25 protein-coding genes and 1 tRNA gene are annotated in these 21,192 nt (G+C 57.0%); 17 read left to right on the top strand and 9 right to left on the bottom strand.

The genetic code is table 11. The features are described 5' to 3' along the window. Window positions 1-19 precede the first annotated feature (19 nt). Window positions 20-577, bottom strand: coding sequence for a DUF1003 domain-containing protein (locus O987_RS15075; protein ID WP_043373214.1), 558 nt, complete (start codon window positions 575-577; stop codon window positions 20-22). Between the two features lie 242 nt (window positions 578-819). On the opposite strand from O987_RS15075, the gene O987_RS15080 reads away from it, so the two are divergent. The 3 genes from O987_RS15080 to O987_RS15090 all read left to right on the top strand — a co-directional run bounded on the left by O987_RS15080 (window position 820) and on the right by O987_RS15090 (window position 3,702). Then, window positions 820-1,269 (top strand): universal stress protein, encoded by a 450-nt coding sequence (locus O987_RS15080; RefSeq protein ID WP_003054670.1) that lies wholly within the window; start codon window positions 820-822, stop codon window positions 1,267-1,269. 195 nt (window positions 1,270-1,464) lie between these two features. Further along, the gene (locus tag O987_RS15085; protein WP_043373217.1) at window positions 1,465-2,943 is read left to right on the top strand and encodes a metal-dependent hydrolase family protein; all 1,479 of its coding nucleotides are present in this window, start codon (window positions 1,465-1,467) and stop codon (window positions 2,941-2,943) included. Window positions 2,944-2,952: 9 nt separating this feature from the next. Continuing rightward, window positions 2,953-3,702, top strand: coding sequence for a YfaZ family outer membrane protein (locus O987_RS15090; RefSeq protein WP_003054668.1), 750 nt, complete (start codon window positions 2,953-2,955; stop codon window positions 3,700-3,702). 227 nt (window positions 3,703-3,929) lie between these two features. Here O987_RS15090 and O987_RS15095 read toward each other — a convergent pair whose 3' ends face one another. Then, window positions 3,930-4,307, bottom strand: a complete 378-nt coding sequence (locus O987_RS15095; protein WP_235214152.1) for a phage portal protein — start codon at window positions 4,305-4,307, stop codon at window positions 3,930-3,932. Between the two features lie 97 nt (window positions 4,308-4,404). On the opposite strand from O987_RS15095, the gene O987_RS15100 reads away from it, so the two are divergent. After that, complete coding sequence (locus tag O987_RS15100; protein WP_043373219.1) at window positions 4,405-5,202, top strand: hypothetical protein; 798 nt, start codon at window positions 4,405-4,407, stop codon at window positions 5,200-5,202. A gap of 718 nt (window positions 5,203-5,920) precedes the next feature. Here the strand turns inward: O987_RS15100 and O987_RS15105 are convergent. Continuing rightward, the gene (locus O987_RS15105; protein ID WP_043373221.1) at window positions 5,921-7,039 is read right to left on the bottom strand and encodes an acyltransferase family protein; all 1,119 of its coding nucleotides are present in this window, start codon (window positions 7,037-7,039) and stop codon (window positions 5,921-5,923) included. Between the two features lie 280 nt (window positions 7,040-7,319). On the opposite strand from O987_RS15105, the gene O987_RS15110 reads away from it, so the two are divergent. The 4 genes from O987_RS15110 to O987_RS29245 all read left to right on the top strand — a co-directional run bounded on the left by O987_RS15110 (window position 7,320) and on the right by O987_RS29245 (window position 9,811). Further along, window positions 7,320-7,589 carry a hypothetical protein gene (locus O987_RS15110; protein ID WP_043373223.1) on the top strand — a complete coding sequence of 90 codons (270 nt, stop codon included), beginning with the start codon at window positions 7,320-7,322 and terminating at the stop codon, window positions 7,587-7,589. Window positions 7,590-7,822: 233 nt separating this feature from the next. Then, a complete protein-coding gene (locus tag O987_RS28830; protein ID WP_144244933.1) occupies window positions 7,823-8,095 on the top strand; it encodes a hypothetical protein in 273 nt (90 codons plus the stop codon). A gap of 15 nt (window positions 8,096-8,110) precedes the next feature. Continuing rightward, window positions 8,111-8,278: a hypothetical protein gene (locus O987_RS29095; protein ID WP_158407677.1), complete on the top strand. Its 168-nt coding sequence runs from the start codon at window positions 8,111-8,113 to the stop codon at window positions 8,276-8,278. A 1,371-nt stretch (window positions 8,279-9,649) separates the two neighbouring features. Beyond that, the gene (locus O987_RS29245; protein WP_187427945.1) at window positions 9,650-9,811 is read left to right on the top strand and encodes a hypothetical protein; all 162 of its coding nucleotides are present in this window, start codon (window positions 9,650-9,652) and stop codon (window positions 9,809-9,811) included. A gap of 389 nt (window positions 9,812-10,200) precedes the next feature. On the opposite strand, the gene O987_RS15125 is transcribed toward O987_RS29245, so the two are convergent. The 4 genes from O987_RS15125 to O987_RS15140 form a co-directional block, all read right to left on the bottom strand. Beyond that, window positions 10,201-10,809, bottom strand: a complete 609-nt coding sequence (locus tag O987_RS15125; protein WP_043373227.1) for a DUF4337 domain-containing protein — start codon at window positions 10,807-10,809, stop codon at window positions 10,201-10,203. A gap of 210 nt (window positions 10,810-11,019) precedes the next feature. Continuing rightward, window positions 11,020-11,271 carry an RNA recognition motif domain-containing protein gene (locus O987_RS15130; RefSeq protein ID WP_003054642.1) on the bottom strand — a complete coding sequence of 84 codons (252 nt, stop codon included), beginning with the start codon at window positions 11,269-11,271 and terminating at the stop codon, window positions 11,020-11,022. Between the two features lie 59 nt (window positions 11,272-11,330). Then, window positions 11,331-11,591 carry a translation initiation factor IF-1 gene (gene infA, locus O987_RS28165; RefSeq protein ID WP_003054641.1) on the bottom strand — a complete coding sequence of 87 codons (261 nt, stop codon included), beginning with the start codon at window positions 11,589-11,591 and terminating at the stop codon, window positions 11,331-11,333. A 31-nt stretch (window positions 11,592-11,622) separates the two neighbouring features. Then, entirely contained in the window at window positions 11,623-11,841 is a 219-nt protein-coding gene (locus O987_RS15140; RefSeq protein WP_043373230.1) for a hypothetical protein, read from the bottom strand. A gap of 405 nt (window positions 11,842-12,246) precedes the next feature. Here O987_RS15140 and O987_RS15145 point away from each other — a divergent pair, with 405 nt between their 5' ends. The 5 genes from O987_RS15145 (at window position 12,247) to O987_RS29775 (ending at window position 14,112) form a co-directional block, all read left to right on the top strand. Further along, entirely contained in the window at window positions 12,247-12,429 is a 183-nt protein-coding gene (locus O987_RS15145; protein ID WP_003054638.1) for a hypothetical protein, read from the top strand. 70 nt (window positions 12,430-12,499) lie between these two features. Further along, window positions 12,500-12,904 carry a hypothetical protein gene (locus O987_RS15150; protein ID WP_235214153.1) on the top strand — a complete coding sequence of 135 codons (405 nt, stop codon included), beginning with the start codon at window positions 12,500-12,502 and terminating at the stop codon, window positions 12,902-12,904. 30 nt (window positions 12,905-12,934) lie between these two features. After that, complete coding sequence (locus tag O987_RS15155; protein ID WP_003054634.1) at window positions 12,935-13,162, top strand: hypothetical protein; 228 nt, start codon at window positions 12,935-12,937, stop codon at window positions 13,160-13,162. Then, window positions 13,141-13,917, top strand: coding sequence for an Arm DNA-binding domain-containing protein (locus O987_RS15160; protein ID WP_326998621.1), 777 nt, complete (start codon window positions 13,141-13,143; stop codon window positions 13,915-13,917). The genes O987_RS15155 and O987_RS15160 overlap by 22 nt, the downstream gene beginning before the upstream one ends. Before the next feature lie 15 nt (window positions 13,918-13,932). Beyond that, a complete protein-coding gene (locus O987_RS29775) occupies window positions 13,933-14,112 on the top strand; it encodes a hypothetical protein (protein ID WP_326998622.1) in 180 nt (59 codons plus the stop codon). A gap of 24 nt (window positions 14,113-14,136) precedes the next feature. Here O987_RS29775 and O987_RS15170 read toward each other — a convergent pair. Beyond that, window positions 14,137-14,210: transfer RNA gene (locus O987_RS15170), tRNA-Gly, on the bottom strand. 1,078 nt (window positions 14,211-15,288) lie between these two features. Here O987_RS15170 and O987_RS15185 point away from each other — a divergent pair. Continuing rightward, window positions 15,289-16,887, top strand: a complete 1,599-nt coding sequence (locus O987_RS15185; protein ID WP_043373238.1) for a phosphoethanolamine transferase — start codon at window positions 15,289-15,291, stop codon at window positions 16,885-16,887. Window positions 16,888-16,975: 88 nt separating this feature from the next. Here the strand turns inward: O987_RS15185 and O987_RS15190 are convergent, their stop codons facing one another. Then, window positions 16,976-17,866 carry a LysR family transcriptional regulator gene (locus O987_RS15190; protein WP_043373242.1) on the bottom strand — a complete coding sequence of 297 codons (891 nt, stop codon included), beginning with the start codon at window positions 17,864-17,866 and terminating at the stop codon, window positions 16,976-16,978. 139 nt (window positions 17,867-18,005) lie between these two features. Here O987_RS15190 and O987_RS15195 point away from each other — a divergent pair, with 139 nt between their 5' ends. The 3 genes from O987_RS15195 to O987_RS15205 all read left to right on the top strand — a co-directional run bounded on the left by O987_RS15195 (window position 18,006) and on the right by O987_RS15205 (window position 21,151). Then, window positions 18,006-19,202 (top strand): serine hydrolase domain-containing protein, encoded by a 1,197-nt coding sequence (locus O987_RS15195; protein WP_043373245.1) that lies wholly within the window; start codon window positions 18,006-18,008, stop codon window positions 19,200-19,202. Next, window positions 19,199-20,395: an MFS transporter gene (locus O987_RS15200; protein WP_043373248.1), complete on the top strand. Its 1,197-nt coding sequence runs from the start codon at window positions 19,199-19,201 to the stop codon at window positions 20,393-20,395. The genes O987_RS15195 and O987_RS15200 overlap by 4 nt, the downstream gene beginning before the upstream one ends. Before the next feature lie 339 nt (window positions 20,396-20,734). Next, window positions 20,735-21,151, top strand: a complete 417-nt coding sequence (locus tag O987_RS15205) for a VOC family protein (RefSeq protein ID WP_003054330.1) — start codon at window positions 20,735-20,737, stop codon at window positions 21,149-21,151. Window positions 21,152-21,192: the final 41 nt, after the last annotated feature.

Here is a 21,192-nt window from a genome sequence, read left to right on the forward strand (position 1 = left end):
ACGCACAATACCTGCGCCGTTAAACGGGCCGGTGCCCTTCCGCAAGCTGGCGCAGCAGTTGCAGCTGCTCGGTCTGGATGGCGATGAGTTCACCCCACTGCGTTTTCTGCAGCTCGTCGATCTTTTCGTGCAGCAGCATGATCTCCAGCTCGGCCTTGAGGTTGACCTCGTAGTCATGCTCGCCGCGGATGCGGTCCTTGTCTGCCTGGCGGTTCTGTGACATGAGAATGATGGGCGCCTGTATGGCCGCCAGCATGGACAGAAACAGGTTCAGCAGAATGTAGGGATACGGGTCGAAGGTGGAGCCGCGCGTCAAAAGAAGCAGCGTGTTGAGGCCCACCCATATCACCATCGTTGCGCCAAATAGAATCACAAAGGCCCAGGACCCGCCAAACGTTGCAACGGCATCTGCTGCGCGCTGCCCGAAGGTGGGCGGCGTTTGCTCCAGCTCCTGCGCCACATTGCGTGAAATGTGTTTGCGCCGGGCAATGTGCTGGGCGACCTTGAGCGCTCTTTCGTCCAAGGTATCGGCGGAGACTCCGAGCAATCTCTTGGCAACGGTATCCGTGTTGAGCATGGGACTTCCTTGTCATCCGAAGGATGAAGACATCGCCACCATGCTACCCAACCTTGGCGCCTGCCTTGCGCCCTGTCGCGCCGCAGCCACCGACATGCGGCATCAGGCACAAGCGGCGAATGCTTGAATATTGACGCCAGGTGTTGCAATGGCCGCCCCGGAGTGTGAGTATGGGTTGCGGCAATCGTTAAGTTGGGGTTGATTGGCAACTACACATGCGCTGGTGCGCAAGGAGGCTGGATATGTTCAAGCACATTTTGATTCCTACGGACGGCTCGAAACTCTCCGAAGCTGCACTGCGTGCAGGCTTGCAGCTGGCCAAGGAGCAAGGCTCCGAGGTCACTGTGCTGTATGTGATGCCGGACTATTCGGCCCTGATGTATAGCGGTGAGGGGATGGTGGCCTACAACCCCAGCGAGATGCGCCGGGACGCCGAGCTAACGGCCGACACAGTGCTAAAGGCGGTGCAGGACATTGCCAAGGCCGAGGGCGTGGACTGCAAGTTGGAGCGGACGATGAACTTTTCAGTGCACCAGGCCATCATCCAGCAGGCCAAGGACAGCCACTGCGACCTGATCTGCATGGCATCGCACGGCCGCAAGGGCCTTGCCGGCATTTTGCTGGGCAGTGAAACCCAGCGCGTGCTGGTGAACAGCGGCATTCCGGTGCTGGTGCACAGGCCTGTGGTTTAAGCCCAGTCTACTGCAGCGCAACAGATTTTCGACTGTTCTCAAAATTCAATCGACGCCCCGGTGCCCTCGTGCAAAGGGGCGTTTTTCATGCGCCTATCGTCGTGTAGCATCGGTGCATCAAATTGTGAACTGATGGTTCCATTTGTCACGCCTGCCGCGGCGTCTTTGTTCATTCAGCATGAGGGGAGAGAGCAGATGAGTCACGCAATCGCTACCGACGCCGACCTGGCCTGGAAGACGGGCCCGATTCGCCCCAGAGCCTGCACCTGCGGCAGTGTGGTGTGCCAGTTGCTGCATGAGCGGGTGATGACCGATATGTCGCGCCGCATGTTTGTAGGCGGGGTGGCAGCGATGATGGCGCCGTTTGTGGGCCTGCACGCAGCCGAGCCCGGTGCCGGCGGCACGCCCAGGCAGGCAGACCGCCCCGTGTTGCTGACCAATCTGCGCCTGTTTGACGGCACGGGCAAGTCGGTGCGCCAGGGCGTGCAGGTGCTGATCCAGGGCAAGATGATTGCGGCCGTGCCCTCTGCCGGTGAAAAGGTGGAAGGTGCCCAGGTGATCGACTGCCAGGGCAAGCTGGTGATGCCGGGCATGATCGATACGCACTGGCACACCATGCTGGCAGCCATTCCGCAGATGACGGCGATGACGGCCGATCTGGGTTATCTGTATATCTCCGCCGCGCAAGAGGCGCAGCGCACGCTGATGCGCGGCTTTACCTCGGTGCGGGATGCGGGCGGGCCGGCCTTCGCGCTCAAGCGCGCGATCGACGAAGGGATGGTGCCGGGCCCGCGCATCTACCCCAGCGGGGCCATGATCTCTCAGACCTCGGGCCATGGCGACTTTCGCCTGCGCAGCGATATTCCGCGTGCGGCGAACGAGCCGCTGAGCATGGTGGAGCAAGTCGGCGTGGCCATGATTGCGGACGGCGAGACCGAGGTGCTGCGCCGCGTGCGCGAACAGCTGATGCTGGGTGCATCGCAGATCAAGATGCTGGCCGGCGGCGGCGTGGCATCGCTGTACGACCCGCTGGACAGCACCCAGTTCACCGAAAAGGAGCTGCGCGCCGGCGTGGAAGCCGCTAGCGACTGGAACACCTATGTGATGGCGCATGTGTATACGCCCAAGGGCATCAAGCGGGCCATCAAGGCAGGCGTGAAGAGCATCGAGCACGGCCAGCTGGCCGACGAAGAGAGCGTCAAGATGATGCGCGACGAGGGGGTGTGGTGGAGCCTGCAGCCCTTCTTGCAGGACGAGGACAGCAATGTCTACCCTGACGCCGTGCGCCGCGAGAGCCAGTCGCGCGTGGCCGAGGGCACGGTGCGCGCCTATGAGATGGCGCAGAAGTACGGCATCAAGACCGGCTGGGGCACGGACATTCTGTTCAGCCCCAAGGGGACGGCCACGCAGGGCAGGCAGTTGGCCAAGCTGACGCGCTTTTACGACCCGATGACGCTGCTGAAGCAGGCCACGGGCACCAACGGCGAGCTGCTGGCCCTGTCGGGCGAGCGCAACCCCTACCCCCAACCGCTGGGCCGCATCGCCCCCGGTGCGTTTGCCGACCTGCTGGTGGCCGACGGCGACCCGACGGTGAATCTGGACTTTCTGGCCAACCCCGAACAGAACCTGCGCCTGATCATGAAGGACGGCAAGGTGCACAAGAACACCCTGTAAGGGAGACAAATGACACAGCACATCAAAATGGCCGCAGCAGCGCTGGCCATGGGCCTGCTGGCGGGCTCGCCTGCCTGGGCGCAGGGCAAGGAATCGGCCGATGCGTGGCGCTTTCAGCTCACGCCCTATGTGTGGATGACCGGTCTGGACGGCAGCGTGCGCCCGTTCAGGGGCGCACCCACGGTCGACGTGAACAAGTCGTTCTCGGACATTCTGGAGAACCTCGACGCTGCCGCCTTCGTGAACGGCACAGCGCGCAAGGGCAGCTATGTGCTGCAAGGCGACTTCAGCTACGCAGCCACATCGGACAAGGCCGCCCTGCCCCTGGGCCTGAGCGCCCATGCCAAGATTCGCCAGACCTCGCTGACGATGACCGGTGGGCACAACTGGGCGTTGAGCCCTGAGTCGAGCTTTGACCTGATGGCGGGCTTTCGCCTATGGCAGATCAGGGCCGAAGTGAATGTGCCGGGGGTGGCGTCCGCGCAGTCCAACACCTCCTTCGTCGACCCTGTGGTGGCCGCACGCTGGCGCTACGACATTGCGCCGCGCTGGTCCAGCTTGCTGTATGCCGATATGGGCGGGCTGGATGTGGGCTCGAAGTTCACCTGGCAGGTTCACGCCTCGGTGAACTACCAGGTCAAGGAGAACATCTTTGTCTCGGTAGGCTACCGCCACCTGAGCGTGGACTACCGGGACGGCGGCAAGCGGCTGGACTTCAGCCAGAGCGGCCCGATCATCGGGGCGACGTTCAGGTTTTAAGTACCGCCAACGCAAATCGCAATATTGACAGGCAGGCTCAGTGCGTAACCAGCAGTTGCCTATCCACCCGCACCTGACCCGTCAAGGCATTGACCTGGGCGTCTCGGCGCTCGACCAGTCCGACAAGCTGGCCAACCACGCCCGCTCCTTGGCCAGCAAGGGATGCGAGTCGCTGGTGCTGATCTGCGAGATCTCGGCAGGCAGCGGCGTCACCGGCAAGCTGGGCGTTACGGGTTGCCCCAGCTCTGGCCCGTGCGCTCCTTGGCATGCAGGTGCACCACGCGGCGGCGGCCCCAGGGGGTAACGGCGGGCACGCGTTCCCAGCGGTTCAGGTCTTGCGCTTCGTCACCGCGCAGGTACAGCGTATCGCCAGGGTGCGCGGCGCGAAAATGGTAGGCCACGGGCGCGCCCTCGCCGTCCAGCTCCACGCCACGGCGAATACGGGCCATGCCCTCCAAGTAAGGCGGGGTCTCCAGCCGGTCGGCCTCAATCACGCTCAGCCGCGTAGCCCAGGGGCTGTCAGGCCGGGGCAGCCATTTGGGAATGGCCACGGCATCGCCGTTCACCATCTCGCCGCCCAGGGCCAGCACCGTCAGGCCCAGCAAGTCCGGCGATCAGGCGCTTGGCGGATGCCTCAGGCAGAGCTTTCCAGGCAAACGGCCAGACGATGCGGACACAATCAGTTTGATAGCAAAGCCAAGATTGGACAAACAACAGTCGGGAGGGAATCGTTTGGGCAAATATTACGAGCTGGCCACCAAGTACTTTGACACCTTCGAAGGCAGACACCTGTATCTCAGGCTGCTGAGCTGGCAGTGGATTCTCTGGGCCATTTCTGGCATCTGCTTTGTCGGCGCAATCTGTATGTCGCTCTGGCTAAGAACACGGCCATGGATTGCGTCCATCTATGTTGCTGAAGTTCTTTTTTTAAGCATGGGCTTCGCCTTAGTCCATCACCGCAAGAAACGACTCGACGAGCGCTTTGGCCTGAATGATGAGAACAGATCGACTCGCTTTAGAGCAATGCAGAAGATGCACCTGCAGTTCTTGACCAACAAACAGGCCACAGACTTTGCAGGCATCGTCAAGGAAATCGCAGACCTGCGCAGCAATCTGGACCGTTTTTCCCCTCCCAAAATCAACTACTTCAGGCTGATTTACGACCCGGATGCAAAGGCTCGCATGATCTCCATCACGCTCGCGTCGCTCGCGCTGTTTGTGGCATCGGCCAGTCGAACAACCGATGCCGAGTTGCTCAACCTCCTGGAACTGACAGCCCACCCCGCCTTTGGCGGATACCTTAAAAATCTGCTCTGGATTGCTGTAGCCATCTTTGCTATTGGCGTCGGCATGTACTACAGCTACCTTGAGTCGAAAGCTTTCATTCTTAGCTGGATGGCAAGGCTTGGCAAAAACAAAAAAGCCAATGAACTGGCTCTTGAATACTTTGTGACGGCACTCATTGAACAGCACGACCCAACCCCTTTGGACAAGAAGTAGCCGCAATCCAGCCAGAAGCCCCTGCCAGCCAAAGCCTGCAGCGGCTCATTTCATTGTGAGCTAAATCAGCCTCTAGTGACTACACATCAAGTGCTAGCAGCTATCAAAACTGATTACTTGGGCGCCACGGCATCGGTCTGGTCAGGCCCGGTCTTTCAAAAGTCGCATGCCCATGTCGTTCGCTCCACCCACGCGGAGCGTCCCCGGGTTTCATCGCATCAGCGGGCATGGCCGCTGCTCTGCGCGGCATCCCTGCCGTATCCAGCCGCCAAAGGGCGTACACGGTCAAAAGGGTGAGGTGAATGCGGCCAAGAGCAAGAACGGCAACGCCGTTTGGAATCCCGGCACCGCCCTCCCCGAGCGCATCTGGGCTTAAACCAGAGCGCCTTGCACCAGGGCGCTGCGGTTTGAACGGCTTTCGCCGAGCCAGAGGCACCTCCTCCCTCCACTTCACTTCCTCTGGCATGCCTGCAAGGGCATCGGCTCTTTCTTCACGGTCTGTGCCAGTCGATGGCTGCAGCCGTCCAATCCCCCAAGCCCGCCAGCAACCGCTGAGCGGGCTTTTCTTTTGCCCTCAACCGGAGAACCCATGCAAGCAGCTCGCCCCACCTTCGATCACCAGCGCGACATTCCTCCACTCAATCGCATCAGCAGGTTTGCTCAGCGCACCGTCCCTGTCGCGATTAGGTACAGCAAAAAGCCCTCAATGAGCTTCTTGTTAAGAACCTTGAAAGAAGCGTTTGACATTATTTTTGTTAATTTGAGGCAGATCTGCAATTTTCTTAATAATTACTCTATATCTCTCTTCGACATAGTAATAACAAACCGTCGAAGATATAATTAAAATTATCGTGACAAAAATCAGTAGCAAAAAATTATTGGAAAGCAGTGGAATCATTTCCACAACAAAGTCCCTTTTATCAATTAAATATAACAGAACAAATATTTGAAGCAAGTAAAATGAGTAACTAATTCTTCCTAAAAAATTAAAGGCTCTACTAGAAAGAATATTTGAAATAAATGTCCTCTCCGCTGCAACCAAGTACAGAATCAGAGCTATGTATGGAATAACAATAAAATTATGTCCAATGTACTGAGGCAGCTCACTTCCAAAAATTGCCAAATAAGTGAAGAAAGTCAATGTCGAAACAAACAAAAAAATATTAGGATAGGGAACACGAATCTTCAATATGTATAGCTTATACAGAAAAATTCCAATAATAAACTCAGATAATCTAAAAATAGGCATCGCATAAAAAACCCCAAACTGCGGCGGACTAAATAAGTAAGTGGTCAACCCAGGTAAAGCAGAAATTATGGAAAGCACAACAATACCTAGGGCGATGTGTTTTTTTGTGAAGTTTCTTGCTAGATTAACCATAAATGGAAACATCACATACAAGAAAACCTCCACAGAGATCGACCAAGTCCCACCAAAAGTCCAATAATTAAATAAATTTGGAAACCAAGCTTGAAGTGCAAATAAATTTATAAAATTCAAAGTGATAATTTGAAATAAATTTTTAAATGAAGCATCAGTGAAATTTATGCCTATCCATGGTATGGAAATGATACTAAGCAGAATATAAACAGGGTAAATTCTTGAAAATCTGTTAACTATGTATTTCTTAAAATTTATAGAACTATCTGCGTAGTTATAAGCCAATATAAAGCCGGAGAGCATAAAGAACAAAGTCATCCCGACTGCTCCTTGGCTTATCATATTCTTCAAATAAACATTACTCGAAAGCGGCCATCTCATATCAATATGAAAGACCAGTATTGAGAATGCTGCCAAGAACCTTACCCCGGTAAGGGTGAAAATCTCTGATTTCATCTTTTGTATTTTTAGATGGCTTCATCAAGGATGAAAACCTCATTGACTACATGCATTTGATACCGCCAGCAAGGCGACTGTAGCAGCACTCCACATCAGTTTGAGTAGTTGCACGCGACAGCATCTAGAACTACCCACCTTTCGCCGGGCCTGGGAAACCTCCTCACGACCTCTGCATCACTTCCCTAGGCATGCCCACCAGGGCACCGGCACTTTCCACCCACTAAGCCCGCCAGCAACCGCTGAGCGGGCTTTTCTTTTGCCCTCAACCGGAAAACCCATGCAAGCAGCCCGCCCCACCTTGCCCAGCGTGCCGATCACCAGCGCGGCATTCCAGTACAGCAACTCCGCCAGCACCAACATTGCCGACACCTTTGCCAAGGCCCGTGCACGCATGGCAGCCGAGCAGGCAGCAGCGACCAGCAAGCCGCGGCACCGCAGCCGACATGGCTCTGCGCTGATGACCGTCAACCGCGTGCGCGCCGGCACCACCAACCACCTGAATCTGCAGCTTTTCGAGGAGCAGCCGTCATGCGCATCTGTGTTCTGAAATGCGGCTGCGTCCCCATCCAACACATAGCCCGCAGCGCCGCCGAAGCGTTTGACCACGGCTTTGCCGAGCTGGGCCACCTGGGCTTGGGGATCACCTGCCGATGCATCCGATAGACACCGTGCTGCACGAGCTGCAGCACCGAGCGAGTGGCCCTGCTCTCCGAGATCTAGACAACCGAATTTCTGTTAGTTTTGGTTCAAAATCGGTTTCTGCCAGAAAAAGAGAGTATTGTGAAGAAAGCAGTCATTTCTGAGTGCTTTATTGAATCGGAGGCTTTTATGAAAGCCACAGTTAAAAATAATCTCAAGGCCCGCACCCGAAAAACCGGGCTTCCAGACGTCAATAGCCATTCTGTCTCTCATGACGACTATTCCCGCACGCCTGATCACCCCATCGAAAAGGGGCGCTTTATTTTGAGCGACATCGTTGCAAAAAGGATCCCATCACCTAAATCCTCTCCTGGGAAAGTGAAAATAGTGGGAAAGAGATTTCTGAGCGAATAGCGAAAGGAAATTGATATGTTTGCACAACCACTTTCCAAGGCCCAGGACCTTTGGTCAAATCTCATGCATGTGTTATTTCCTTGGGTGAGAGCTTTTCCAGGCCTGCCAAAAGAGGATGAAACGAATACTCAATTGCAGAAATCTGTTGCCGAAAAAGAGCATCAAATCAATCGTGATGCGTAATTTAATTCAACGATCCAGCCCCTCGATCGACCCTTCAGCACCCTACAGGTGCCTTTAAATCGAAAAAGGAGTACTATGGATAGCAGTAGACATCAATAATTCCCCTAATAAATAAAAGGCCTATATGTTAAGTGTAACCAAAAAACACCCATCCGAAAGCAATCCCGCCCCGTACGAAGCTGATAGCACTGCTGTACCTACTGGCGACTTTGTCTATTGCCCAGCGGTTTACGAAGCCAGATTGCGTCAAAACGAACACGCAAAAACACAAGTTCGCATCAAGAAATCTCGTCAGGCACAACGCAGCAACGCCACTGAAGAAGGCCTCCGAGTCCGTTCGCCTATCAATCTGCACCGCTAGTTGCACGATAGTTTGACCTGCAGGTTGCTTCTTCAACTGGCGCAACCCTCTCTTCTCAACGCTGCAGCCATTCAGGCATCCAAATAGAGGATGCGGTATCCCTTCAAACGAACTTCCGCAATAGTTTTCATCTACCGGCACAACTCTTATTTTGGGGCAATTTCTGAAGTTAATTAATTTCTTCGAATATACCCATATCTATAAAGTTTTTACAATAACACTTTGTGTGAATCACTCACGCATTGATAGCAATAAAGTCTTTTGCAGGCTAGCTCCAAGCCATTTAATTGCTACCTGACACAGCCTCAATTAATGTAATTTTTCGTCCGAAAGCGGTTTTATTGGTGAAATAGGCGTATGGTTTATCTATGGCATTCAGTCAGGACTTTCCAAAAATACCGGAGGTCTTTATGCCCTTCATCAATAAATACACACATTTATTCAAGGTATACAGACCGCATCTCTTGGATATAGACGACTACCTTATTACCGACAAATATTTCACTGTGACGTCGAATGACGATTCAGAGAGTGAGATAGCAGAATTTGATGAACTCTCTAGAAAAACCATAAAAGACTCACAAATTCACAAAACAATGAAAACACCTTCATAAGAATAATTAATCAAGGATTCAACGCCAAAAAAGGAGGCCTTATGTCCTACCTAAATTCTCAATGCAAAGGGTTTTTGTGCTCCATAAAAAAGACCTTCAGAGGCATCAACAATAGAAGCAGCCTGCCAGATCATCAGGAGAAGAAAACTCCCACAGACGAAGAAAAAAAAGATCTGGAGCGTCAACAGCCAGTCTTGATCCAAAGACAACGGGAACTTCACAGCGACGTCACCTAAAAGGATGTCGCATCAGCGGTGCTAACAGACGGTCTGTCGTGAGCACTACCCACCAGGACATCGCTCCACAAAGAATCCCCACACCGTGGCTCCTTTCAAAGTGTTCCTGGATCCATAGCAGGTCTTTCCGATTTGCTCTCAACCTCAAGGAATGTCCACCATGACTCAACAAACCAACCCACAAAGCACTGCAAACCAACAAGGCCAATCGCCTGCGGATCAAGCCCAAAAAGACAAGCAAGCACAGCAGCAAACCCCAAACCCGCAGCAACCCGGCCAGAAGCCTGCGCAAGAGCAGAAAAATCCTGCCCAGCAGGGGTAACGACTATTTCGCTGATCTCGATGGAGATTGGTACAACCCAAACGGTCAACGGAACTCGTTTTTGGCGCTTCTACTGGCCCATGCAAATGGGGCAGCCGCTCAGAAATCCCAATTTCAGTCAGCAGCAATGCAAATGCAATAAGCGCCAACCAGGCTCACAACCCTTGACGCAGATTCAAGAGCAAATGCGCTGACCCTTGACCATCAACTAGAAGACCTGCATCACGCGGGTTTTCTATTTTTTGAAAACCACAGCACTTGCCAACCGGATCCAGGGCACGCGCCAAGCACCCTGCACTCATGCCGATGCACCTGGTGCGCGCCGGCAAGCCAGCCTGCACTTCGTCCATCTCCCTGGTGCTATTGCGCAGGAGATCGTAAAAACGCTCTTAGATATGCAGCATGGCCAGCCCGCCCACGGCCAGGCCAAGCGCGGCTACGCCAAGCATCCCGTATTCGAGCCACTTCTTCTTGGTGAGCAGTGCAATGGCGGCGAGGGCAATGGCGACCTGCAGCCCGGTGGTTGCCTGGGCCCAGCGGTGATGCAGGTGCATCTGCATCTCGGACTGCTCGTCCCAGTGCCGGGCCTCCGCCTCCAGACGCTCGGCATCGCGCTTGATGTCGTCCTTTTCCTTCTCGTAGCGCTCTACCTTGGCCTGGTAGGCTGCCCGCTTGTCCTCCGTGGCCACCAGATCGCGCGCAAACTCGGCCATCGACTGCTTGGTGCTCTTGGCCTGGTAGAAGGCCCACTGATTCGCCGCTTCGGTCTTCTTGATGGCTGCGTCGTTTTTGTACAGCCCGGCATTGGCCTGGGTCGCACCGCCCATGTACGAGAAGATGGCGCCCACCGTTGCGATGACGGCAGTGCACATGGCGATCTGGTTGGTCAGGCTGCCGCCGCCGATGCCGTGGTGAGCCGTTGCGCCATGTTCGCCCTGGGCGGCATGTTCGAGTTCGTGATCGTGCGGGCCGTGGACGTGAAAGCCGTTGGAAGACATAGAAGCCAAATTCTTGATAGCAATGGGGGGCGCATTATGGGGCCGGCATGACCGCCACTTGGGCTTCAGAGCCCACTGGCATGCCAAAGACGCGGCCTTGCTGGATAGGCTTCGCGACCGGCAGCAAAAAAGTGGCCGGCAGCAGGTACCGCCCCAAAAAAGAAAAAGCCCACGCTTTTGGCGTGGGCCCTTCTTACAGATCGAAGAATATTACTTGCGTGGACGGGCCAGGGCCACTCCCACAGCACGACCACCCAGCGGCTGGTCGTTCAGCGTCTGGATAGCTTTCTGTGCCTGCTCAGGGGTGCTCATTTCAACAAAGCCGAAGCCGCGCGAGCGGCCGGTTTCACGGTCAGAGATGACGTCTGCGGAGATCACTTCACCGCACCCGCTGAAATGGGCGCGCAGGGCTTCGCCGTCGATGGAATAGCCGAGATTGGTGACATAGAGATTGTTTTGCATTGTGTTCTTTCAAGTGGGCTCATGCATTTAAGCGATGAGCGAATAGGAGGTAGAGAGGGTTAGCGACGGCGCTTGAAGGCTGGTGCCGCGCCAGTGCGAGGAGCAAGATGACGGAAGGTCACTCGCCCCTTGTTCAGATCGTAGGGAGACATTTCAACAGTCACTTTGTCGCCTGCCAGTACGCGAATACGGTGCTTGCGCATCTTTCCGCCGCTGTAAGCAATGAGCTGATGACCGTTTTCCAGAGTGACACGAAAGCGGGCATCCGGCAGTACTTCATCAACGCGACCGGGCATCTCGATTAGTTCTTCTTTAGCCAAAGTGTCTCCTGTGAGTAAAAGCAATAAGAGCTCAGTTCAGGCGTTGGCTCATCACCATGCTCCGGCCTTCAGCCAGTGCGTAGTTGGAGGCGAGCAACTCGCTAGAAAACTGAGGGATGAATCGAATGACGCGGTCATAAGCGCCGCGGCGAATGGAAACGGCAGCCAGGAACTGGCCGCTGGTGTTCGACTGTGTCAGAGGTGTGACCACGTAGCGGCCAATCTGCTCTGTAATATTTTTGTGCAGCATGAAAACGGACGGCCGCACGCACGGTTGCGCAGACCATCAAGTGAGATAGGGAAGGCCCGCTGTGAATGCAGGGGGCAACGCAGATCCATAAGGATGTTCAGGATCTGGGGAGTTCGCCTAGAAGGGAGTGACCACCGCGTGCTTTGCTAGAAGAGCGGCTACCTGCGGCCAAGGGGCGGCAATGGTGTCAGACAGGCACTGTTGGGGCGAACGGCCTAAACAGCGAGTGGAACCAGTATAGGTCAAGTGAAAGACCTTTGGTTTACAACATGCAACGTCGGCAACGGGAGCGGTGCTTGCGCCCAATCTCTCCCCTGCTCTTTCGAACAAGAAATCGATAGACCTGCCCGCGGTAACCCTGTACCGTGGGATCAACTGTTCTGAAATCTACTGAGAGTCTTAGCCATGAGCACAACTAAAAAGCCCGCCGTCCACCATATCGTAGAGGCCAAGCGATGGGAGCTCAGTCGGGAGAAAGAACGCATCACCTATCCCACCGACCATGCTGGGCCCGTCCAGATGGACTGGCGCAAGCGCGAGAACTACTCCGCCACGGATCTCGACTATCGAGGCCGAAACAAGACCTAGAGATCCTTCCACCCCATTGCCATTGCCCGCCTTCGTGCGGGCTTTTTTATTGCCGAAACAGGAGGCATGTATGCGCCATACCGGAACGCTTTTCCTCAGCCGCACCCCGCCGCAGGCCAGCACGGCGCTGTGCGGTGCTTTTCAGTTGCAGTTGCTGCTGCTGGATCGCCTGGGCCCGCACCACACAGAGCCATGGCGCGCCACCTGGACAGGCGTGGCCGCACAGCGATTTTGGCAAACACACCATGCAGCGCTGCTGCCCGGCACCGCCCTGGTGGTGGAGCTGGATCGCGCCCGCATCCACACGCTGGCCTGCTGCCCGCCACGCAGCGAGGTGCAGGCCCACGTCATTCACTCTGTGCACTGGTGCCGGCGCGCAGCCGGGAGCCTGCAAGCGCTTCAACGCGGCATGTCCAGCCGCAGCATGCGATGTGACCCGCGCAATCGATTGAGCAAACCCGAGCCCTGCCACTGAGCAGGGTTTTTCTTTTTCAAGAGGTATCACATGGATTCTTTTCTGACCGCCACCCAGCCGCCACCGGTCTTTCTGGCGCCGGATCGCTTTGTCACCATCAAGATTTTTGCGGCCATTTCGGGCTTCACTGAGAAGGCCATCCGTCGAAAAATCGAGAGCGGTGTTTGGATCGAGCGGCGCGAGTATTTCAGGTCGCCCGACTCGCACATTTTTATCGACCGTGAAGGAGTCCAAAAATGGGTAATGCGCGGGGTGTAGAGATCCGAGAGAGCGGCATTCGGCTCTCGTTCGCCCACCGGGGAGAGCGCATTCGCCGCACTCTCCTGGTGGAGGGCAAGGCCATTGCGCCAACGCCTGCCAACATCAAATATGCCATCCGGCTGCTGGCCGAGATCAAGCTCAAGATCCGTGCGGGCAACTTTGTGATGCGCGAGTATTTTCCGGAAGGCGGCACGGTGGCTGCCGGCACGACCGTGGCCCACCAGCTGGATCACTGGCTGTCGGTGAAGGTGGCAGAGAATTCGACGCTGGCGGGTTACCTCAGCGCGATCAAGTTCTGGAAGCCTTTCATTGGTGAGGAACAGGTCTCCGCCCTGAAGCACTCGGACATTCTGAGAGCCATCAAGACCCGACCGGATCTGAGCGGCAAGACCGTCAACAACTATGTGTCGGCTCTCAGGTCAGCGATGGACCTGGCCGTGCTCGACAAGCTGCTGACCGAGAACCCGGTCGCGGCGGTCCCCAGCGCCAAGTGGCAGCGGGAACCGCCCGACCCCTTCGACCACGAGGAAGTCGAGCAGATCATCGACTACGCGCGCGCAAACTTTGCGCCCACGGTCGCCAATCTGATCGCGTTCCGGTTCTTCTCAGGCCTGCGCACCAGCGAGATGGTGGCCCTGCGCTGGCACAGCATCGACTGGAACAAAAAGCGGTTTCGCAACCCCTTCTGGGTGCCGATGCTCAAGGCGCTGGGCGTTCGTTACCGGCCGCCCAACCATATGCGCCACACCTAAGCGACGATGCTGCTCATGGCAGGATCCACGCCGGCCTATGCGGCCAAGCAGATGGGGCATTCTGTGGAGATGTTTTTGAACGTCTACTCCAAGTGGCTGGACGACGGTCAGGGGGATATAGAGCAGGCGAAGCTGGAGTCCTTCATCGGACAAAACTCCCCAGGAACTCCCCTGAAAAAACAAAGATCGCGATAAGTCTTTGTTTTAAAAAGGCAAAGCTGGAGCGGGCGATGGGAATCGAACCCACGTTATTTGCTTGGGAAGCAAGAGTCCTACCATTGAACGACGCCCGCACACCGTCAACCGCATGATTTCATTGCAAAATCTGCCGCAAACCATTGTCTCTACTGAAAATGACAATGTTGTGCTTCGAAAATTCTAGCACAACGAAATCCTGTGAAATCCGCCTGCCCTGCGCGAGTCGGCACAGGTTCTCCGGCAACTTGCAGGTCTTGAGCACCACTGCGGAAGTCCCATCCACGGCGCAGGCGGGCAAGCTGTTGGATACTCCAAGGGCTCGGCCTCCTTTACCAGCTGGGTACGCCATCTGATCGTCGGTATCTTGTTGGCGCCTTGAACGCTTGATGTGAAGAGCCAAGGCCATCTCGACGAGTCCGTGGAGCAACAAACCAGTCCTTCCCTCTCCCCCGCTGCAGGTAATCGGACATGAGCTCGCAGCAATGGAGATAGACCCCTATGCGAGCTTCTTTCTCTTCGTCTGACGCACGCACCGAGCCGAGCCGAGCCGAGCCGAGCCGAGCCGAGCCGAGCCGAGTTGAGCTGAGCTGAGCTGAGCTGAGCTGAAATGCAGTTTCCTGCGTGCGTAAATGCGTCGGACAGCGTCACTTCAAAAACGCACACAACCATGTCCAAAGACGCCTCAGCATGTGTGCGGCCATCAACTCCTGGACTCTGCATGAAGGGCCAGTCGATGAAACATGCCAAGGCATTCAAGCTGAGGCAGCCCTCCCCAAGCGCAAGCTGTCCTTGAGCGCGCTCTCCAGGTACAGCACGGCCTTAATGGACGCTTTTTTGCAGATGCCGCGCTACTGCATCGCCCCTGATTGGCAATTCGTTTCGGGCTTAGCCAACTTCGCCCAACGCCGCTTTGCGACGAAACAAAAAATGCTAGGATCTTGCCGCTAGCGCCGACTTCAGCACCAAAGACACATAACTGCGCAGAAGTATTCGCCCACCTGGTTCACCAGGCAGGTCAAAAAGCTATTGCGTTCGATGCAGCAATAAAGCTCGGGGAGTGAAGCCATCACCCCTCCAATGCTTGAAGAGCATTTTGCTGCGGTAGTGGAACTTCATGAGTCAAGTGTCTTGTCCCAAACATCCATCCCCGGTGATTCCCCTGCGTCTCACGGCATGCGCGTCTCCTGGTCAGCGCTAAGCGGCTTGGCCGCCATTGTCCTGTTCTTCATTGTTCTGGGGCATGACGGCCGACGTGTTGCACAGTTGCTGGTACTCATGGTGCCTGTGCTCGTCAGTCTGGCCTGGCCGATGCGCAGCCATGCATGGCTCAAGGCGCGACGTTGGCTTTCCTTTGTCTGGGTAATGCTTTTTGCATTGGATGGCACCATGCGTGCCTATCTGATGGAGCTGTACCAGTCTTCACCAGAGGGCGCCATGGTGATCGGCGCGATGGCCAATACCAACTGGCGCGAAAGCTCCGAGTATCTGTCAATGCACTGGCGCAGCGTCGTGCTGATCTTCTGCGGCCTTGCCTTGCTCGCTTTGCTGGTGTGGCATCTCACGGGGCGAACTATATTGGCTGCCTTGCGCAGGGACCGAAGGCTGGCGGCGCTTTCATTGATCGTGGCCCTTGTGTGTGCGCTGGCCTATTCCAGCAAGCCTTGGCGCAGGCTGCATCCCGCGATTTTCTGGACCCAATGGGTGCACTCCGCTCAAAAACTGAAAGCCAGCCTCGCCGACCAGCATGAGGAGCGAGCAAGACTGCTAGATCTCGCCATCCAAGCAAGGCCTACGCTGGCGGACGCCGGGCCATCCACTGTCGTGCTGGTCCTCAGTGAAAGCATTAATCGAGACAACTTGTCGCTCTATGGCTACGACAGGCAGACAACGCCCCAGCTTCAGGAGCATCAACGGACATCTGGGACCCAGATGACCGTGCTGCGCAATGCATGGTCTGTGGATGCCAGTACTCTGCCCGCAGTGCGTAACTTGTTTGGCTTCGGTGCCCCGGGCTCGACGGAATCCCATCATCTGGTCGCGCTTGCTCGAGCATCAGGCTACAAGGTTTGGTGGATCAGCAACCACGACGATGTTGGAATCGAGCAGCAGCATGCCAGGCTGGCTGACATCGTGCAGATGGTGAATCGCACTCCTGGGCGCTCCTCTGTGTCTCTGGACGGGGAAATGGTCGATGAGCTGAAGACGGCTCTTGATGCGCCTTCCGAACGCAAGTTCATCGTGGTTCACATGCTGGGCGCCCATCCGCACTACAGCCTGCGCTACCCCAAGGGCCAGAATCCCTTTGATGATGAAGCAGATGCAATTGATGCATCGCTGAAGAACAAGGGCACCTCCTTATGGGTACGCCGGCAACGCCAGGAATATGATGCGGCGCTGCTGTATCACGACTATGTGGTGGCGGAAACGCTGCGCCTCACCCAATCAGCTGCCTTGGCGAAAGGCAAGGTGGCATGGATGTATCTATCCGACCATGGCCAGGAAGTGGGCCATGTCCGCAACCATGCGGGACACAGCAAGAGCACCGAGGCCGGCTACCGTATTCCCGCGATTATCTGGCGAACGCCCTCTTCGCCAAGCCTGCCTGAAGACGTTGCACAGAGGCCTTTTCGCTCCGATTGGGCCGCATGGACTATCGCGGATCTGCTGGATTTACGCTGGAGCAGCCAATCGCTTGAGCGCAATGTCTTGAGCAAGACCTACCGATGGGAAGAGCCGCGCCTGCCAATGCCTGTGAGTTCATTCACTAGGTGACTTTTCATGTGCGGAGCAAATACCCAGATCCGGGAGCCAGGCGATTTCAGCCTGCTCTTTGCTTGTCCCGCAGCGCCCCTACCGCCCCTCAGTTGGAGGCAAACACCCGCGAGCACAGGAAATCCACCAGGGCTCTGACTTTGGGCGAAACATGTCTGCCTGCCGGCCACAAAATGTGGAAGACCCCCTCGCGTTGCGCCTGCTCAGGCATGACACGCACCAGTCTCCCGTCAGCCAGCGCCTCCCGAATGGCAAAGTCCGGCAGACAGGCAATGCCGAGCCCTTGCAGGGCAAAACATGCACGCGTCTCGATGTTGTTGCAGACCATTGATACCGGTAGCTTCAGGGGCTCGCCGTCCGGCTCTGGAGGAAGTGGCCAAGCCTCCAGCTTGCCACTGTGAGGCCAACGGAAATGCAGGCAGAGGTGGGACTGGAGGTCTTGCACCTTGCTCGGACTGCCATAGGTAGCGAGGTATTTGGGAGACGCAACCAGCACCATCTTGAAATGGCCGAGCTTGCGCGCCACCAAACGGGAATCGGCAGGCTCTCCGGTGCGGACCACGGCATCGAAGCCCTCCTCCACCACATCAACCAGACGGTCTGAAAAATCAAGGTCCAACTGGATATCCGGATACTCGTGCATGAAATCGGCAAGCACCGGCAGTACAAGGGTACTCACCAGCGGCAGACTCACACGCAAGCGTCCTCTTGGAGCCGATGAGGCCTGAGACAGCTCCGCCTGTGCCGCTTCGATCTCTGAAAGAATGCGCCTGCTGCGCTCCAGCAGCAACAAACCTTCGGCGGTAGGTGTGATGCTGCGGGTGCTGCGATGAAACAGGCGCACGCCCAGTTTTTCCTCGAAGCGCGCCACGCTCTTGCCTACCGCAGAAGCGGAGACACCCAGCAGGCGGCCAGCCGCGACAAAGCTTCGAGTTTCGGCAACCTGTACAAACACCGTAAATGCGTTGAGGCTATCCATGCATCGCCATTTTCATTTCGGTAGTATGCCCCTTGATTACGGACATATTCGTCCTTGAAGAGCGGAACTCTATCCTACTTTTTCTCGGATTGCATGCCACATAAGGTCATGGTTTCCAAGCAAAGAGGATTGTGATCCGATGACTTCTTCACTTTCCTGCACGCCTACAAGAAGCGTGCAGCACTCCATTTCCGAGCCGCTGGCACTGGTGACCGATGCAGTGCACCACGCCCTTGCCGAGCAGCGACTGGTGGGCGCCGTGGTGCTCGCCTATCAGCACGGTCAAACGCTGTGCCGCATGGCCGCAGGCTGGGCCGACCGTGAGGCAGGCGTCGCAATGTCGGAAGACATGGTGTTCCGCTGGGCTTCGGCCAGCAAGCCGGTGATCAGCGCTGCCGTTCTGCGGTTGGTGGCCCAGGGACGCATCGCGCTGGACGAGCCCGTCACGACCTGGCTGCCAGCCTTTCGCCCCCGGCTTCCCGATGGCGGTGAGACGAACATCACGGTGCGCCAGTTGCTCAGCCACACCGCAGGCCTGGGCTACCGCTTTCTGGAACCCGACGCACACGGCCCGTACACGCGGGCTGGTGTATCGGATGGCATGGATGCGAGCGGTATCGACCTGCAGGAGAATCTGCGCCGCATTGCCAGCGTGCCGCTGCTGTATGCACCTGGTACTGGCTGGGGCTACTCGCTGGCCGTGGATGTACTAGGCGCGCTGGTCGAAGCAGTGTGCGGCATGGGCTTGCCGCAGGCCATCGAGACTCTGGTGACGCGCCCCCTGGGCATGGTCGATGCCGGCTTCACTTGCCTGGATGCGGCGCGTATGGCGACGGCTTACGTCAATGGCGGCCCGGTGCCCCATCGCTTGCAGGAAGGCGAGGTCGTGGCGCCCTTCGAAGGCACGGTGGGTATTGCCTACAGCCCTTCACGCGCTTTTGATGAACGCGCGTTTCCTTCCGGCGGCGCCGGCATGGTGGGCACTGCCGATGATTTGCTGCGTCTGCTGGAGGCGCTGCGCACAGGTCGCGATGGCTGGATGCCCGAGCAACTGGTCGCCGAGATGACGCGGGACCAGACACAGGGGCAGGAGCTGGCCGCCGGCCCGGGCCTTGGATTCGGCCTGGGCTTTTCCGTGCTGCGCGACCCGGCACGGGCCCAGTCACCCGAGTCCCGTGGCACCTGGCGCTGGGGTGGTGCCTACGGACATGCCTGGTGGGTGGACCGTCCCCGGGGCCTGACGGTGGTTGCCATGACCAACACCTTGTATGAGGGAATGTCAGGGCGTTTTGTATCGGCATTGCGGGATGCGGTTTACCGGGGCCTTCAAGAATGAGTGCCTCCACCTCTCAAAAAAGTCTGCCCTGGGCGAACTTGCTGGCCCTGAGCATGGCTGCGTTCATCACCATCCTCACTGAAGCATTGCCCGCCGCGCTGCTGCCGCAGATGGCACAAGACCTGGGTGTCTCTCAAGCCTGGATCGGCCAGACCGTGACCACCTATGCATTCGGTTCGCTGGTGGCTGCCATTCCGCTTGTGACGATGACACGCAGCATGCGCCGGCGCCCGCTGCTAATGGCTGCCGTGCTGGGTTTTGCGCTGGCCAACAGCGTGACGGCTTTGTCGGACAGTTTCACCCTCATCATGACTGCGCGCATCGTGGCAGGTATGGCTGCAGGAATGCTGTGGACGCTGCTGGCGGGCTACGCCACCCGCCTGGTTGCACCGCAGTTCCGTGGCCGCGCCATTGCAGTAGCCATGGCTGGCACGCCGCTGGCATTGTCTCTGGGCGTTCCCGCAGGCGGCTGGCTGGGATTGGCATGGGGCTGGCGCTGGTGCTTCGGCTTGGCCAGTACCCTGGCCCTGCTGCTGTGGCTGTGGATGTGGCTGCGGCTTCCGGATTTTCCAGGGCAGGACCGGAACCAGCGCAAGCCCATTGCCGCCGTGATGCGCACGCCCGGCGTGTTGGCAGTATTGATGGTAGTGCTCTTCTATGTGCTTGCCCACAACATCCTCTATACCTACATCGCGCCTTTTCTGGCGGCCAGTGGAGTGCATGTCCGCATTGACCTGGCGTTGCTGGTCTTCGGTATTGCGGCCTTGCCTGGCATCTGGTTGACGGGATTGTTCGTGGACAGACATCTGCATCGCCTGTCGATGGCGAGCATTCTGCTTTTCTGCGGCGCTGTTCTGATGCTGGGGCTGAGCTGGGGCGGTTCGTCGCTGGCCTTGGCAGCATTGGCAGTCTGGGGATTCGCCTTCGGCGGTTCAGCCACCTTGTTTCAGACCTCACTCGCACAAGTCGCGGGGGAACAGGTCGACCTGGCCCAGTCCCTGTTCGTGACGACGTGGAACTCTGCCATCGCCGGCGGAGGTCTGGCCGGCGGACTTCTGGTCGTGGCCTGGGGGGCGCAAGTCTTCCAGCCAGTGCTGCTGCTACTACTGGGCTTTGCCGTTGTCTGCCAGCGGCTGCTTTCTGGATCCAGCATCAAACATCTCAAGGTGATGCAAGCTGATTACGAAAGCTGAGTCTGCTGCTGCCTGGCCACATCTGTTCAGAGGCGAGGATGACGGACTTCCGGCGCCTCGCCTGCTGCAACTGGCAGCCAATGCCGGGCCGCTTGACTGAGCGCGACCGAAAGACTATCGAAGGGTCATAAGAAAACCACTAGCAGCTCCAATGTCTGCCGACAGGCAAGTCTCAAACGACCGCAGCCCGCCGAACAGCAGCATCCACTACCTGCCATGAGCAGAGTGTTCAATGTCACGCTTGGGGTACGGTCTGCCAGTCCCCCACTTCATTGGTTTGGAGTGCGCATTCTCATAGTGCCTATGATTACCCCTGCCAAGTCTGTACAGGAGATCGCCATGAGCACTTTCCGCGTTCAACACATCGACCACATCGTGCTGCGCGTCAGTGACCTGGAGCAAAGCATCCGCTTCTACCGGGAAGTGCTTGGTTGCGCACTTGCAAAACGTCGTGACGACCTGGGCATGGTTCATCTTCGAGCCGGTGCATCCATGATTGATCTGGTGGATATCCATGGCCCGCTTGGGCGTGAGGGCGGCCCTGCTGCCTCAACAGAGCGCAGGAATATGGACCATTTCTGCCTGCGCATCGAACCATTCGATGAGTCGGCCATCCTCGCCCACTTGAGCCGCCACGCGCTCAAGGCCGAGAAAGCAGAACAGCGCTATGGAGCTGACGGCACTGGCCCGTCCATCTATTGCCACGATCCAGACGGCAATCAGCTGGAACTGAAAGGACCTGCACACAGACTTTGATAATTGAGCGAGCGCTAGGCCGCAGCTTGGCGACGTTGAAC

This window comes from Comamonas testosteroni TK102, assembly GCF_000739375.1.
Taxonomy (GTDB): Bacteria; Pseudomonadota; Gammaproteobacteria; order Burkholderiales; family Burkholderiaceae_C; genus Comamonas; species Comamonas brasiliensis.